Origin of the sequence: Paraburkholderia steynii (genome assembly GCF_900100565.1) — a bacterium.
Taxonomy (GTDB): domain Bacteria; phylum Pseudomonadota; class Gammaproteobacteria; order Burkholderiales; family Burkholderiaceae; genus Paraburkholderia; species Paraburkholderia terrae.
In genome coordinates this window covers 333157-348377 of the sequence record NZ_FNDI01000005.1, presented here as the reverse complement: position 1 = coordinate 348377, position 15221 = coordinate 333157, and the positions used below count along the sequence as shown (strand labels likewise).

Here is a 15221-nt window from a genome sequence, read left to right as displayed (position 1 = left end):
CAAAGGCATCGGCCGCGACATCGAACGGGGAGTGTGAGGTGCGCGGTAGCATGCTCGTCAGCTGCTGGTGCGTAAATACTCGCTACCGCGTAGCCCATTGAAAACTAACTTTAACAACTGAAAAGAATGAAAAGACCTGTGGTGATCGAACGCACCTCTCAACCGGCATGGGCCGTCGATAACCCGTACCTGGAGATACTCAAGGGTCGCTTTTTCAGTCAATCCAATCAGGTTGACTGGAATGAACTGCCGCGGAGAGTCCAACGTCTTTTCCTAAGCGTCGAACGTCGTCATGCACCTGAGGGTGAGGCGCAACGAACCTCTGCGCAAATACTGGAGCTCTTGCAGGACGGAGCCTTCCTGCCGAATAGCCCGGTCATGATGAACAGCGAACGGGAAGACGAGGTGAACCTGTTTGCTTGCCATGTTCTCGCTCCGCCAGTCGGGATCGATGAACTGGAAGTGGCGAAAATCATCCACGACGGATGCGGCGGCATCGGCTACGACCTGACCGCTTTGCCAGATCCGATCACCTTGACGCAAATGATCGAACAGCAAACAGCTGTGCTCAACCCGACTCGCAAACGCAAGGCCCATAGTGCTGTCACCTTGAGTGTCGACCATCCACAGTTCCGATCTTTCATCGAACTGGGTGACAGGTTATCCATCACTCACACCAATGTGGAACTGGACGAGTCATTTTTTCTCAAACTAGAAGCCGGGGACCCGCATACTGCCGAACGCTGGGACTTGATCTGCAACTCCATCACTGAGACTGGTAAGCCAGCGATTGCGTTCGGCGAACACAAGGCCACCCGCTCGCCTAACGGAGAGCGGCTCATTCTGAACGTCTGCGGGGAATCCCTGCTCCGGGAGAACGAGTCTTCCCTGATCGGGTCTCTCAATCTCTCTAGATTCGTCAGCGCCAAGACCTTCGACACCGACCGATTCGTCAATGCGGTGCATCTTGGGGTCCGTTGTCTGGACAACTTTCACGATCTGCAACGCCATGCATCCGACGTCGTAGCCCAGCGCTGCGCCCAAAGCCGGAAAATCGGGTTGGGTGTCATGGGCTACGCCGATGCTTTGCTGCTCCTGGGCTTGCGTTATGGTTCGCCAGAAGCCTTGGCATTCGCTCGGACTATTATGACGCTACTTAGCGAAAACGCGCGTACGGCGAGTGAACGGCTAGCGTCCGAGCGAGGCGCCTGTGATCCACAACTGCAACTTCAGGATGGCAGCCTACCCCGCCGGAATGCCGCGCTAATGGCCGTGGCCGCGAATGGCACTCTTAGCCTGCTTGCCAATGCGACCGGAGGAATAGAACCGGTATTCAGTTACCTCATTCGCCAAGAGGTGGAGGGGGTGGTCGTGCATCAACTGCAACCTACATTGAGGCATCTGCTGCAGGAGCAAGGCTTTGACGAGTCGGCCTTGGCCGAGGTGGTAGAAAAGCTTTTGCGTGGCACGCAGGCATACAACTTGGACCTCATTCCTCTCCAAATTCGAAACACCCTGGTCCGTGCTCACGATTTGACCACGGCGGAGCATATTGAGACACAGGCCACCTTTCAGGGCTTTATCGACGGTGGGATTTCCAAAACCATCAATCTGCCCTTCTGCAGTACGCGCAGCGATATCGCAAACGCCATACTACGCGCTCGTGCTAGCGGCTGTGTTGGTGTTTCTCTTTACCGCGACGGAAGTGTCGCCGGGCAGCCTTCCCAGGGCCCTCGGATGCAGCCTGGCACGGCGGCGATAGCATGATCAAGCGGGAATTTCGTACCGAACAGTCGCTATTCATCAGTTTCGACGGCCCAAAAGGGACCGGAAAAACTACGATCCTTGACGGCGTGCATAACAAATTAAAGGCGTTGGGTCGCGATGTTGTGGCGCTCTGCGAGAAAGAACTCGATCCCTACCGTGCAGACACCATCGAGTTGCTTGAACAACTTTCGCTAGCACCAAACTTGGCTCTTGAAACGCACATCTGCGAACAATTGGCTGCGGGGAGAGCATGGATTACGACGCATATTTTGGACGGCCTGCATTCAGGCGAAATCGTACTCATCGACCGCTGGTATCCCTCAGATGCAGCATTTCGACGCTTGATCCCGTTCGAACAGGTGTTAGACATCAACCGGAGTAGACTGGTACGGAACCCGGACATCGCTGTGGCAGTTACCTGCGCCGCGTCGATGTCCTGGGATCGAGCGCACAGTCGCTCTCGGGGACTAAACAGCCATGTGATTCAGTCGTTCGAGCAGCATAGGCAATGCACGGAAGTGTTCAATCTTGCCGCCGAGAAGTACGGCTGGTGTGCGTGTATTAATGATCGAACAGTCTCGGCGGCGGCAACGGAGTTGGTGTCGCACATAGAGAGAGTGACGAAGGAAATCCCGAGTGGGCTGTCGCCTGTCCAGATTCGAAGGCCGTTATTAACACATAACACCTGATGTCTCTCGAACACAATCGCCTCGGGAGCCGCGTCCGTGGGACGTCAGTTTCGTCGAATGCGTACCGCCTGATCCTTCGTAAGCTTGAGCGAGAGCGAAGTCAAATCGGCTGCCTTCGGAGACGCCGGCCGTGGGGTCGTCTAGGGGCGTTGGAGGGACGCCGGTCGGCTGCGATGGCAGCTATCGGTATGGTCTGGGGCGTTGCTGTGTCGCTCGGGCTAGGTGCCCATTTTCGTGTCAATATGGGCGGCTATCGTTGTCCCGCCATATCATAACGACATAAGACAGTGAACGAACAAGACGAGCTTCTGCAAACTGTCGCCGATACGATCAAGTCGTATAGGGAGGGCGAAATCAATACTCCTGACGCTGATCATGTTGGTCGCTGGGTCAGCCAGTTCACCCCAGAGCATCAACCTCCGTTTCTTCAGGAATTCGCGTATCTCATGAAGCGAACTTTCCTCACGCGCGAGAACATCAAAGCTGGAGTTTCGTCCATCGCTCGTGAGATTGGCGAGGGAGACTTGAGACAAGCGAACTTCCTCCGGATCCAGCGTGGTGGGCAGAGCCAGGTCGAAATGCTGCGTCTTTTCGACGAGTGCCTTCGCGAAAACCTAAGCATGACACTCGACGACTGTGGTAGAAGCAGTGATTTATTCGTGTATGTCGATGACATGATATGCACCGGGCAGCGCGTTGTATCGGATCTCGACAAGTGGATTGCGGAGGAGGCGCCGAATGGCGCAAAGGTGCTCGTCATCAGCCTGATCTGCTACTCGCATGCAAAAGAAGAGGTGTTGAAGCGGTTGCGCAAGGCGGCTTTGCGATACGGAAAGGATATCGACTATGCGCTCATGTGGGTAAGCCAACCGCAGAACTCACCGAGCTATGCGGGCAGTAAAAGATCAGAGATATTTTCGCCGGCCTTCATTCCAGACAACCCCATAGTGCAGCGGGCTTTGGAATTTTCCGCTCCGGAGCGTCAGCTGGGTCACACGCCTGACATGTTCTCGTCCGAGGAGGGCAGACACATTCTCGAGCAAGAGTTACTGCTTGCTGGGGCTCGTATTCGCTCCTTGGTTGTCGATCCCAAGCCATCCCTACGAGCGCTCGGATACGGTGAATTTTCGCTCGGCTTCGGCGCTACCATCGTTACCTACCGAAACTGTCCGAACAATTGTCCGCTGGCATTTTGGTGGGGCGATCCCTTATCGAACCGCCTGTCGTTAAACTCTTGGTATCCGCTTTTTCCACGTAAGACCTATTCGGGCTCTCCGAATGGCTGATGAGACTTCCCACGCTCAGCACGACGCCAACCGCGAGCTTCGCGTCTACGACCGCTCACAAAGTATCGTTTTTGCGAAGACGAACGAGCCATTTGGCGGCCTATCGAACATGGCAGGTGGATATCCGTTGGTGGTCGACAAGTTTCGCGCTCTAACGGCGGAGGCATTGTACCAGGCTTGCCGATTTCCTCACTCACCGGAAATCCAGAGGCAAATTCTGGAGCAGCGCAGCCCGATAATGGCCAAGGCGATAAGTCGGCGTTTCGACGAACAGACACGACCTGACTGGGACAACGTCAGAGTGAAGATCATGAGGTGGTGCCTACGGGTCAAGCTTGTCCAGAATAGGGATACGTTCGGCTCGCTTCTGCTCTCGACGACTGACCTGCCTCTGGTCGAATATACAAAGAAAGACGTTTTTTGGGGCGCGAGGCCCGCCGCCGAGGGAAGGCTGGTCGGTCGCAACGTGCTCGGTCGATTACTGATGGAACTAAGGGACGCGTTGAATAACCGCCCGGCAGAGCTCGCCGCCGTTTCCCCTGTACCAATTCCGAACTTCACGCTGCTATCTCAGCCCATCACTTCAGTCACGGTCATCGGTAAGAAGGAGCCCACGATCGGAGATATATTCGGTTGACCACTTCTATTCAGGTAGCGGTAAAACAGAATCCCCTTTTCGAGAAGAGTCGAGGTGGAAGCGACATCTTCTCCGATCTGTGATCAGAGCGGCGAACTTCCACGGGCGGCCGTTTGGAGGCGGTCGCTGGGCTATTCTTTGAATTTCCGAACGCCCGCATCACTACGCCTAAGAAACATTCCATGAGAGAGTCTCCCCGGTCGCGTCATCGATCTTGACCGCTTCGCCGTCCGACAATTCGGGCCATTTTCTTTCAACTCATGGGACTAAAAATGTCCCCAACTGCATTGATAATCAACCTGCAGATCCGCCACGTCTGGGTGAAATGATGCAAGAACCGTTCGAAGATAGCTAGATCGATAGTGGATCGTCCTTCGAAATGTTGTTGCATCATCTATGCAACCAATAGCTGATGGGTGGTCAGCGCATCAATAGCAGAACGACCGCCGCGACACCGCTCGCGACTGCCGCCACGCCGATCCATCGAACGTAAGACAGCTTGCCCGATAGGTCCGTTATCGCGCGCGTCATGTCACCGAGTTTCACTTCGTGATGTGCTTGCAGCCGTTGTTCCAATTCGGAGATCCCGCGGCGAAACGTCTCGTCCTGAGCTTCTAGGCCCGAACGAAGCGTTGCAAACTCTGCACTGACGCGTGCATCAAAGTCGTTGCGCAAGCTGTCCAGTTCGCGCTTGATGCCTTGCTGCTCGTCCGTGAATGCGCGGATTGCTCGCTCGACATTTTCTTTTTGCTCGTCCGTGAATGCGCGAACGAAGTGCTCGATATTTTTCTTCTGATCGTCCACCAATACATCAACGACGCGCTCCAAGTCTTTTTTCTGTTGGTCGAAAAGCTTGGCGACACTCGTTTTCAGATTCTCCGACTGCACAAAGGCACTTTGCGCGAGATCCCCTCCAAAGGAGTCCGTGTTTGACTTTACGTCGCGCAACGCCTCCTCAACGCGATCGATGCCGATCACGATGTCGCGCTGGCCTTCCTCCTGAACGGTCCTGACCGCGTTGTCTAGATCCGTCACGCGCTTTTCGAGCTTGGAAAACGACTCGCTCAATGGTTCAAGGGGGGGGGCCATCACGCGGCTCAACAGTTTTGAGAGCTCCTCTTCCTCCTTCCGAATGGCTTCTTCGTATCCTGCGAGATTGATCGAGCTATTTTTCATGTCTGGTCCAATTGGAAAATCTTGCTTCGTTCAAAGCGCAGTTGCGCGGCCGACAGCAAAAGCAGCAATGCGTCGGGAGATGCGCCCTGCGCTCGCGCGGACTGTCTGCGATCGCGCACAGCGTGAAGATAGGCGTCGTTCAGATAGGCCTTGAAGCGCTCGCCCATCTCACGATCACGATCCATCTGGTCACTGAATGCCTGCCTTCGCGTCTGCTCGTGTTGCATGCTGCTCGCGAGCCTGCTGGCACGACGTCCAACCTCCTCCAAATCCCGTCGAGCCATTTCGACCTTCTCCATGGCGAGACGCTGTGCATTCCGTAGCGTGGCAATACGCTTGTCGGCGACCTTTTTCCAGTGCTGTCCGATGTGCTGACTAATGGCGAGAACCGCGCGGTTCATCGAGTCCCGGAGCAGCGTCTTGTCCTCGTCAAAGTTGCTCCCCGGCATCCAAGGCAGATATCGGTCGAGACTGTAGCCGTCCAGCCTCGATTTGAGCGAGGAAAACTCGGCATGAATCGCTTCGCGATACCTAGACGAATCAATTTCCTCGTCGGGCCGAAGTGCTTGCCAGAAACGTCCGGATGCCTGCCCTTCCGATGCCGGTTCGAATTGCTTTGCCCTGTCCTGCAGGCGCCTGGAGAAATGGGAGATGCAAAGCGCGATAGCGTCGCGCCTAGGTTCGACCGTCCCCGGCGATTCCAGAGCATCCGTGCGAAACGCTGTCACTCGCGCTTCGAGCTCCGCGAAGATTGCTTGATCTTCGACATCTTCGATCTTCTGCTGAGCGATCTCGCAATCATTGAGGCGCTTTTCCCCGTGGGCGCGCTCCGCATCAATCTGAGCTATCTTGCCGCAAATGTGCGCGATTTCATCGTCCCATTCCTTCAGTCGGATCGACTTGATCTCATCGGCCGTAATATGTACCTGTATCGCTGAGCGCAGACGCGCATAGGCCGTCGCGGCTTCTTCGATGTCAGCGTGCAGCTGTTGCTTGAGCTTTCTGACGACCGGATCGACGCGTTCGAACAGGTTGCTTGCGGCGTGTGCCTGATTCGACCAGGACTTGCCGAACTCAAGCGGGTACAGGAGGCGCGACGGCACGAGCTCCTCCGGCAGCTTGCTGCCGAAGGTTTCGATCTCCGATCGCAAGCGCCGCCTGAAGAATTCGGCATCGAGCTCGCCCGTTTCCGTCTTTACCGCATGCTGCAGGCTGTGTGGCGTGAAAGAGAATGTTGTGACGATGCGGAACCGCTCGGGAATGACACGCCAGTCCTGAATGCGCGGCAGCGTCAGCGCATCAGGATTCAAAAAGGAAAGATCGTCCGCCCGTCCGACGAGCAGAATCAGGTCTGCATTTGGAACGTACTTCTCCGCCATGGCGGTTACGTGCTGCTGTTCCGTCTTGTCCTTCGGATTGTCGCCGGGCAGGTCCAACATCCTCACGCGTGGCCCGGACCGGCCCTCCTCGCTAAAGCTGTTCGCCGGAATCCACACGACGATAGGACGGTCCACTTTCAACTTGCCGGCCGACATGCGCAGGCGCAACGCACTGAGGGCGCTGGCCATGTCGGCGTCTTTATCGAACGCGAGCTCGCCATCCCATGAGATATGCCAGCGGTCGTCCGCCGAACGCCGATACTCCATGGCTGTAGCCGTCGCGGACTCGCCGCTCGCACGGCCTCCGCGCAGCACGTCTGACACACGCCCGGCTTCTTGCGGTGATACCCCCATCAGGTCAAGGAGAAGCGTTGTCTTGCCGACTTGCGTGCGGCCGAACACGACGACGTACGCCTCTCCGTTGTCACCACCGGTCGCGAAACGATTGCGCGTTTCCTCGGAAAGTGCCTTCATGAAGAGATCGTAGGCTTCGAAGGCCCAGTCGAGCCGGCGCGCGCTCAGTTGCGCCCATCGCGCCGCCGGCCCGAGCTTCGAATCATCGACACGGTCGTTCATGCGGCCTGCACGCCGTGATAAATTTCGAGCGTCTTGCCGGAACGGGCTATTGCGTCGAGTAAGTCGAGCCGATGCGTCCGCACCTCCGCGATGGACTTAGCAAGCCGGTCCTGATGCATCAGCGTCCGATCGACGTGATAGCGGCGGCGCAGGCCTTCTTCGAGCCGCTCGCGCACGCGTGCCATCAATTGATCGAAGCTCTTCATGAAGTGGAGATGATGCTGCTCCCTGATGCCCTGCAATGCCTCATAGCCGTATGCGCGAACCTGATGGTCGTACTGACGGACTTCGCGAATGCCGGCATGGACCAGAAAGCCGACGGTTGCGGCCGTCGCCACGGCGGCGCCAATGGCTGATACAGTGGTTAGGGCCGTCACCGAACCGGCGGCTGCGTTGCTCGCTCCGCCGAGTCCCAAGATATTCAGCAGCGGTGCTACGGCATTGAGCTCGCCGTCAGCGAGAAAGTCGATCGACATCACGAAAGCCAGACCCTTGAGCATGTTGCTGGTCTGATCGCCGAACGCTTTCATCTGGTTGTGTACGTTCGTCATCGACCTCAAAACGTCGCCTTCGGGCATCCCTGCGTTGTCGTGTCCCGTCATGCCGAACAGCACCGGCGCCAAACTGGCCGCGCGCATGTACTCGAGCGCAAGCGCCGGAAGCAGCTGTACGCTTTGCTCCAATGACACGGTCGTTTGTAAATTGCTTGCATCGCTCCCGGGCGGGCCGTCGTTGCTGTTGCTGACATGCGCGCTGCCAAACAGGGCCGTGAGATTTGCGAGCGTCTGTTCGGAAGGCTCACGCCAGGCGACCGGGCTTTGTTTCTCGTCGACGTAACCCAGACGCACCGGCAGACTCGCCTTGACCGAATCCTGCATCGCCCGAGCGAGTGCCGGCACCGATATTGCCCCGAGTTTGCGTCCGACCACGTCGCCGATCAATTTTGCAACGCCTTCCAGTATCGGTGTGTTCGGCGCGTTCCAGGCACCGGAGATATCATCGCGAATCTTCTGCTGCGTTTCGGTTGCTGTGTCCAGGATACGTGAGACCTTGTTCCTGATGCCTTCATGGTTCTGCTTCAGCCGGCCCTCGAGCGAATTCCACGCCTCTTCACTCCGTCGAGACAGCAAATCCGATACGCCTTCGCGATATTGCCCGCGCAGGTTACTGCATGCCTTATCGAATTCTTCGAGACAGCGCGCGATGGGCGTCAACGTGCTGTCGCCTTCCTGATGAAGGAAAGTGCGGGCGCGTCCTTGAAGCGTGGCCAGCAGATAGCCGAGGTCACGGCCGATCGTCCGCTCGAGATGAGCCAGTTGTGCATTTCTGTTTCTTGCGACGCTTGAGCCGAGATAACGCATCGCCTCGGTAACGCGAGCTAGCCATTGAGCGCGGTACTCGGCGTTGCTCATACCGGCGCAGATGACGCGGTCGTTTGCGCGTGCGGGGTCGATGCCCATCGTCTGCGCGGCGGTGTGGCGCACCTTAGACTGCTCGATCTCGTTGTCGGCCAGATCTTCGGTCTTCGTCACCACGACGACCGTGTCGAGCGTTTTCAGATCCGGATGCGAAGCGTCGTTGAGGATCTCCTGTTGCTGTCCGTTTGCAAGACGCGTACGGTCGGTCACGATCAGACAGCCGGATGAGCCGATCATCGCCTGTTGCATCAGATTCTGCCAGAGCGCATTTTCGCGCGTTGCGCGTTCGTAGCCCGGCAGCAGCATCATGGCGTGACGTGAGCCGGAGAAATACTTCTGCGGCACGCGCAGGACCGGCAGGAGGGTATCGGCGGACTCGCCGCGGCAAGCGCTTCGGAACGCCGCTTCATCGACCGTTGCTTCCTCGAGAAACCATCGGCCGGCGGTCTTGTCCGACGCCAGGCGGCGCACTTTCCCGACGGCGCAAGTTACATCCTTGTCTTCGAGAATAAGAACAGGCAATTGTTCGCCGCGGCCTTCGTTCGCATTGAGCCAAGCGTCTGTATTGCATGAGAGGCCGTACATGGCCGCAAGGAGCGTCGTCTTGCCCGCTCCCTGCGATCCGCCGATGACGATGATGTCTTGCTCGCCTAGCACCTGCGCGAGAAGCAGGCGCTGGATCACGGGGCGGAATTCTTCGGCGATGGTCGAATCTTCCAACACCGTTGCCGCGCCGAGAAGCGTGCGCAGCGACTGATTGAGGTTCTCAAGTAAAAGCTCAGGAGCGTGCATGTCGCTGTCGTGTTTATTTGTTGAGTTATCCGCCCAAGGCGCCGCACAACGCCGCGTCGGCGACGACTTGTGTTTTCCACACCGATGAGTCAACTGATTCCGGGCAATGAATATCGACCGCACGAGGATAATCATCGCTCTGGTCAAAACCTATCCTTAGTTGCGCGTTCTTTGCATCGATGTCGCGTGAGTTAACGGCTTCTCGCTGAATTTTCTTTAGTACCTTGCGAGCGAAGTCGTAGCGGGCGAGAAAGGTTCACGTCACTGGCTCTTAGACTGATTTTCGATGATCGCCCTTCGACGACAGTTGCGGCCAGAAGTGGCCGCAATCGTTATGAGGGGACGCTTTCAAAAGCCGTCACGTGACATTCGAAAGGCGATTCCGCGCCGGAAACGGCCTTTGCCGGCACACCGCGTCGACTGACTGAAGGGGGCGACTTCAGTCCTCCGAGATGCGTGCGGTCGGAACCGCGCACTGCGCCCAGTCGCCAAGCCTGCTATCATTTTCGCTCTGCGCGACGCACAAGGATCTACTGACGCAACGCCTGTCTATCGGGCACCACGAGGCTCACGCGCGGGAGCAGCACAAGATGAAGATTGATCTTTCACGACAAGCCATCCGCAATCTGATTGCTCAAAAGTTTCCCAGACTTAAACGGGACTCCAACGACCTTCGGGACGCCTACTTTCTGGATTTCGTGCGCCGGGGAAAAAACTCAACGCGAATCGTCCGCGTTCTTCCGACGGGAAATGCCGACGTCTGCCAAGTGAAGTTATCGGTTTCAAGTCTGGCCGGAGTTGTGCGACCCGGCGAGATATTAGACGCTGAGCAGCTCGCTGAAGCCGTGGCCGAAGAAATCCTGCGTTTTGAGGAAGGGGTGCCGGGAGACGACGGCGACGAGGTGTTTGGTTCTTCTGTGATTGAATCGACAAAGGACGCAAAGTCGCCCGCCGGCACCGCGCAGCGGCGCGCGTTGTCGAAGCTGCAGGTTCCGGCGTTTGAGTACCGGACCGATGACGTGGATTGTTTGAGGGGATTGATCTACTTCTTTGAGATTTTGAGCGCGGACGGCGTTCAGGTGAGCAGCTATGTTGGCCAATCCTTGAACAGCAACCGACCGTTACAACACTATGCGAAGCGAACGGCTCAGGTATTAGCTGGCGTCAAAGGTCGACCGGTTCATGAAGCTCTGGGCGATGCTATTCGCGCTGGTGGGCGAGTTGTGTGCACCCTGCTGTGCAATGCTGCCCCTCACGAAATCGATGAGGTCGAAACCGCTCTCATCCGAGAGTTAGACTGCCACGGGCCAGGTATGCACCAACTAAACAGGCAACCCGGCCCAGGCCCGCATGGCCGCCCGACGCCGGAGCGCTTATTGCCGATTATCGCCAGGGTTCTGGAGAGACGACGTTGCCAAAAGGGTTGACGTCGACGAAAAGCACGATGTTCTGTGATGGGCAAGGCGCCGCCTTTCGCGGCCCGAGATCCCTCGTGCCGCTGCTTCGCATCAGACAGCGGACCATCCCGCCAGCACAGCTCCGGCCAACGGACGGTGCATTGCCACGAACGGATGACGCCACGACTGAACGTCCAGCCTATTCACCACCTGGCGGGCAAAGGTCAAGTCTGTGAACGAGTGCAAGCCCCGAATAGTCCTTGAGACGTCCTTCAAACGTTTGAGACAGCGAGGGTCGAGAGTGCCGCGCGCACGTCGGCCGTCGTGATGGTGGTGGACCCGTCGTCAATATGTCGCGCTACCGCTTCATCGATGACGCGCTGAAGAGCCGTGTCCGTATCGGCGATCGAGCAGCCCGCGAGGCCTGCAATCAGACATTCGACCGTGTGCCGCGAGATTGCAAAGGTCTCACCCGCTTTGCGCTTCAAATGAATGCGGATATACGCGGCGAGCACTTCTCGTGAAGGAACCTCGAAGCGGATCTTTTGCTCCAGACGCCCACCGCGAAGCACGGCCTGATCCAGTGCTTCGGGGTGGTTGGTCACAGCAATGACCAGCACGTCCGGCACCCGGCCATCCGCCCCGTCGATCGAGGCAAGGATCCGGTTGGTAAGCGGCGCAACACTGGAGAGGCGCCGATCACCCAGTACGTCATCCGCTTCGTCGATAAGCAAAATGCATGGGCGCAGGTTCTTTGCCTCCCGATAGAGCTTGTTCCAAGCCGCATGACTGCCTAGCAGTTCAGCGCCCGTGGTCTTGAGGAATGCCCAGTCGCTTGTCTTCGCGAGGGCCATTGCCGCTTGGGTCTTACCGGTGCCCGGCGGACCGTAGAACAGAACTCCGCGCGGCAGTGCGCCACCTAACTGCTCCATTCGGTGAACGTTCTTGAGCCGTCGCGTGAGACGCTTCAGGTCATCACGTGATCCGTCGGGCATGATGATCTCGTCGATTGCCTTGACTCCCTCCGGCAGCTGTCCCTTCGAGCCCTGGATACGACGCATGGCCTGCATGGCAATATCGAACGACACAGGGCCTTTCCCGAAAAGTCCCTCCGTCCGCATATCGGCAAGCTGCGGTCCAACAGCCATCAGGCGTGCCGCACTGAATCCAGCCCAGCGCCCCGCGAGGCTACGGAGGGCGGACTGGTCAAGCGCATTAGGACCAAGCGCCTTGCCGACCGAACGCTTCAGGATCGCTTCACGGGCTGGCAGATCCGGTGGCGGCACTTCGACATTGAAGTCAAAGCGTCCCTCCCGGATGGCGGCCACATCGAGCCAGGCGATGTCGTTGGTGGCAGCAACCAGCACGATGCTTGTGCCACGCAGGCGCACCATCTCCGTGAGCATTGTGTTTGTGAGGTCGCGATCCATCGAATGGGTCTGGTCGCTGCGTGACTTAATGAAACCATCCATTTCATCGATCAGAAAAACTGCCTGTCGCAAGCGCGCTGCCTGAGCAAAGGCAGCCTTCACGCGTTCGGGCGTTTCATTGATCCATTTCGACGCAATGTCCTGGTAGGAGATCGAAAAGAAGGGAATTCCCAATTCGCCGGCGAGTGCTTCTGCAAACATAGTCTTGCCGTTACCCGGCTCCCCCGACAGCAGGATCCCGTTTCTGGCCTGCTCTGGGTGCGTGAGGATTTCGCGTGCCACGTTGAGTAGTCTTGCCTTGACGTCAGCCATGCCTGTGATAGCGTCAAAGCCGAATCTCGCACGAAGTACGCGGTCATCCAACGAATATGCGTGCTGAGCCGACACCTGCCCTGCATCACGTTGAGTTGCTGAACTCTGTGCTGACGAGGGTGATCTCCCTGGAGGCGCGGACGCGCGCTCTCGGCGATACCGGCGATATCCGGCACGCACAGTCATCCAGAGCGCGGCGCCGGCCCCTAGGATGGCAGTGGTGTGCAACGAGCCGTGACCGAGGGCGACAACCAGCATCACGACAGTTGCCATCGCCATCAGTCGGCGAGCGAGAGGGATGCGGTAATGAAGCACGAGTGCCACGCCAACACAGGCAATTACGGCGACAATCAGCCGAATATTTTGCAAATGGAGCGCGGACCCGAGGCCGAAGCCTACGCCACATCCAATCAGGAGCGGCGGGCAGTCACGGGCGGTGGAAAGAATGGCGTCCTTCATGGACAATTCTCCGTGGAAGCGATCTCAGCGAAGGCGGACTGACAACGCGGGGCGTGGTCAATGGCTCACCTGGCGAAACATGGGCTATTTGATGTCCTCAAGCGTCTGGTATATGTCGTTGCGGATGAGTTGGGCCAGTTCATGACGCTCGAAAAAGGCCACAGTGACAAATAGCCCTGTGAAAGCAATAGCACCGGCCCTCCACAGCTCGATGACGCCGAGAGGAAAACCGTGTGTCAGCGCGGGCGACGCGGCCTGCAGTTGATTGAGGCCCAGGACGACACCAAGGCACGACGTGAAGGCCATCGTATAGGGCGAGATGAACAACAGGACGGCTGCGCTGTTCCAGAACGTTCGCACGGGGAGGGGCAGGCTTGCGTGATCCGGATGGATAAAGTTGAAGAACGACTGCTGCTGATCGTTATGCATGACAAGCTCCGGGAGCATTGGAAGGATTTGCCCAGCCCGGTGAAGTGGAAGCGTCGGAACGGGGCAGAACCAGGTTCGCATTGATTCGCGCGGACGCAAGTGCGCACGCGATTTAGCGGAGAGCAAGCAGGAGACGGCCGCGGCGGTGTAGTCGCATGTGCACCATCAGTCCTCGCTGGCGTGTCCGTCGACGTACCGGCTCGAACACCCGGCGCCGGCTCGCACGGAGGAGACGTCGCTGCCGGGAGATCGGGTGCGCGAGAGCTGCGCTGATGCGGCGGTGCCAAGCCTCGATCACTTCAATGGGGATGCTGCTGTCGATGTAGCCGGTCCTTCCCGAGTCGGTGACAATCTTGAGGACCTCGCGCCCGTTCTGCGCCGTAAAGCGTGTGGTTTCCATTTGAGACCTCCGTACTATTGACGTGTTTATTTCCGCGTGTGACGCCGTATCCATCGTGCGACGACGATCAGTGGCATGAAGATGTCTGCGAGGCACTGGCGGCATTCCTCGACAAATACCTGCCATAGCCGGTTTCTTGAGTTGCTCATTGGGATGTCCTTGCGGGTGGTTGTGGTAAGGCGTCTACACGTCCTTTTGGTCATGGATGTCCGTCGGCCAGAGGGCTGACGGAGCTGACAATGGGAGTGACGGCAAGCGGCAGACCGGACCGGCCGAAATGCGGAAAAACGCACCCCGCCTGCCTGTCCCTGCGAACTTCACTGCAGGGACAGGCTCAGGATCGCACGGGTTTTCGCGAACGCAAGTCGTCCCTAGCCGATGGCCGGAGGGCGCACAAGCTTCAGGAATGTTTCAATCCGATGCAGCCCTGTTACCGAAACACACCGCTCTACGAATATCGACACCTTTTCGTGGCGATCGATGTGGCGCTAGCACCCACTTCTCGGGTAAATGGAGAGGAAGGACGAGCAGTCGCGAAACGCCATAGCGCCGACACGTCGCAGATGCGGTGCGGCCCCTGGCGTCCGGTGTTGATTTTGGCGCGGTGCGCGAAGTCGCTTTGCAGCGGCTCTTTGCGGTCGCTACGGGTGCCACGCTGAAATTGATCATTGCGATCCGCACGGCCCGGGATCCGTCGAGCACGACGGCGCATTGGCCGAAGACGTATGACCCAGCCGGCGGACTCGTGTCGTGGCTGGCACCACGGGCAGGTCGGAGCAATGCTGCCGGGGCTTAGCGGTATAGGGAACGCGTCTTGATGGCGGTCACTACTCACAAGTCTGATGCTAGAGCAAAAGCTGACGAGACCGGGAAGATGGCTTTCGCGTTACCCCGCGTAAATGTCGCTGATGCGAGATCCTTCTCCGTACAGGAGCAGCATCAAAAGAACGCGGTGGTTACGCGCTTCAGAGGCGGACGCGAGCGCGTCGCCAGACCACCGCTACGAAAAGATTTGCTATCTATTCTGCGCGTGTGATACCTTTGCTCGTGCCGTTCTGCGTGCGGCAAGCAGTT

Annotated in this window: 11 protein-coding genes; 5 read left to right on the top strand and 6 right to left on the bottom strand. The window is 57.9% G+C overall.

The window, feature by feature from the left end:
* Positions 1 to 126 precede the first annotated feature (126 nt).
* The 4 genes from BLT65_RS12440 (at position 127) to BLT65_RS12425 (ending at position 4379) form a co-directional block, all read left to right on the top strand.
* A complete protein-coding gene (locus tag BLT65_RS12440; RefSeq protein ID WP_091778079.1) occupies positions 127 to 1767 on the top strand; it encodes a vitamin B12-dependent ribonucleotide reductase in 1641 nt (546 codons plus the stop codon).
* Positions 1764 to 2456, top strand: a complete 693-nt coding sequence (locus tag BLT65_RS12435) for a nucleoside/nucleotide kinase family protein (protein WP_091778078.1) — start codon at positions 1764 to 1766, stop codon at positions 2454 to 2456. The genes BLT65_RS12440 and BLT65_RS12435 overlap by 4 nt, the downstream gene beginning before the upstream one ends.
* A gap of 287 nt (positions 2457 to 2743) precedes the next feature.
* On the top strand, positions 2744 to 3742 hold the full coding sequence (locus BLT65_RS12430) for a phosphoribosyltransferase-like protein (RefSeq protein WP_091778077.1): 999 nt from the start codon (positions 2744 to 2746) through the stop codon (positions 3740 to 3742).
* Complete coding sequence (locus tag BLT65_RS12425; RefSeq protein ID WP_091778075.1) at positions 3735 to 4379, top strand: NADAR family protein; 645 nt, start codon at positions 3735 to 3737, stop codon at positions 4377 to 4379. Before BLT65_RS12430 ends, BLT65_RS12425 begins: the two co-directional genes overlap by 8 nt.
* A gap of 420 nt (positions 4380 to 4799) precedes the next feature.
* Here the strand turns inward: BLT65_RS12425 and BLT65_RS12420 are convergent, their stop codons facing one another.
* Genes BLT65_RS12420 through BLT65_RS12410 form a run of 3 tightly spaced genes read right to left on the bottom strand, consistent with a single transcriptional unit; the run spans position 4800 to position 9855 of the window.
* Positions 4800 to 5555 carry a hypothetical protein gene (locus BLT65_RS12420; protein WP_091778074.1) on the bottom strand — a complete coding sequence of 252 codons (756 nt, stop codon included), beginning with the start codon at positions 5553 to 5555 and terminating at the stop codon, positions 4800 to 4802.
* On the bottom strand, positions 5552 to 7510 hold the full coding sequence (locus tag BLT65_RS12415; protein WP_091778073.1) for a P-loop NTPase family protein: 1959 nt from the start codon (positions 7508 to 7510) through the stop codon (positions 5552 to 5554). The genes BLT65_RS12420 and BLT65_RS12415 overlap by 4 nt, the downstream gene beginning before the upstream one ends.
* Positions 7507 to 9855 carry a hypothetical protein gene (locus tag BLT65_RS12410; protein WP_143036511.1) on the bottom strand — a complete coding sequence of 783 codons (2349 nt, stop codon included), beginning with the start codon at positions 9853 to 9855 and terminating at the stop codon, positions 7507 to 7509. The genes BLT65_RS12415 and BLT65_RS12410 overlap by 4 nt, the downstream gene beginning before the upstream one ends.
* 455 nt (positions 9856 to 10310) lie before the next feature.
* On the opposite strand from BLT65_RS12410, the gene BLT65_RS12405 reads away from it, so the two are divergent.
* Positions 10311 to 11147 (top strand): hypothetical protein, encoded by an 837-nt coding sequence (locus BLT65_RS12405; RefSeq protein ID WP_143036510.1) that lies wholly within the window; start codon positions 10311 to 10313, stop codon positions 11145 to 11147.
* A 242-nt stretch (positions 11148 to 11389) separates the two neighbouring features.
* On the opposite strand, the gene BLT65_RS12400 is transcribed toward BLT65_RS12405, so the two are convergent.
* The 3 genes from BLT65_RS12400 to BLT65_RS12390 all read right to left on the bottom strand — a co-directional run bounded on the left by BLT65_RS12400 (position 11390) and on the right by BLT65_RS12390 (position 14147).
* Positions 11390 to 13318: an AAA family ATPase gene (locus BLT65_RS12400; protein ID WP_091778069.1), complete on the bottom strand. Its 1929-nt coding sequence runs from the start codon at positions 13316 to 13318 to the stop codon at positions 11390 to 11392.
* Positions 13319 to 13402: 84 nt separating this feature from the next.
* Complete coding sequence (locus tag BLT65_RS12395) at positions 13403 to 13747, bottom strand: hypothetical protein (protein WP_091778162.1); 345 nt, start codon at positions 13745 to 13747, stop codon at positions 13403 to 13405.
* A 112-nt stretch (positions 13748 to 13859) separates the two neighbouring features.
* Positions 13860 to 14147, bottom strand: coding sequence for a hypothetical protein (locus BLT65_RS12390; RefSeq protein ID WP_091778067.1), 288 nt, complete (start codon positions 14145 to 14147; stop codon positions 13860 to 13862).
* Positions 14148 to 15221: the final 1074 nt, after the last annotated feature.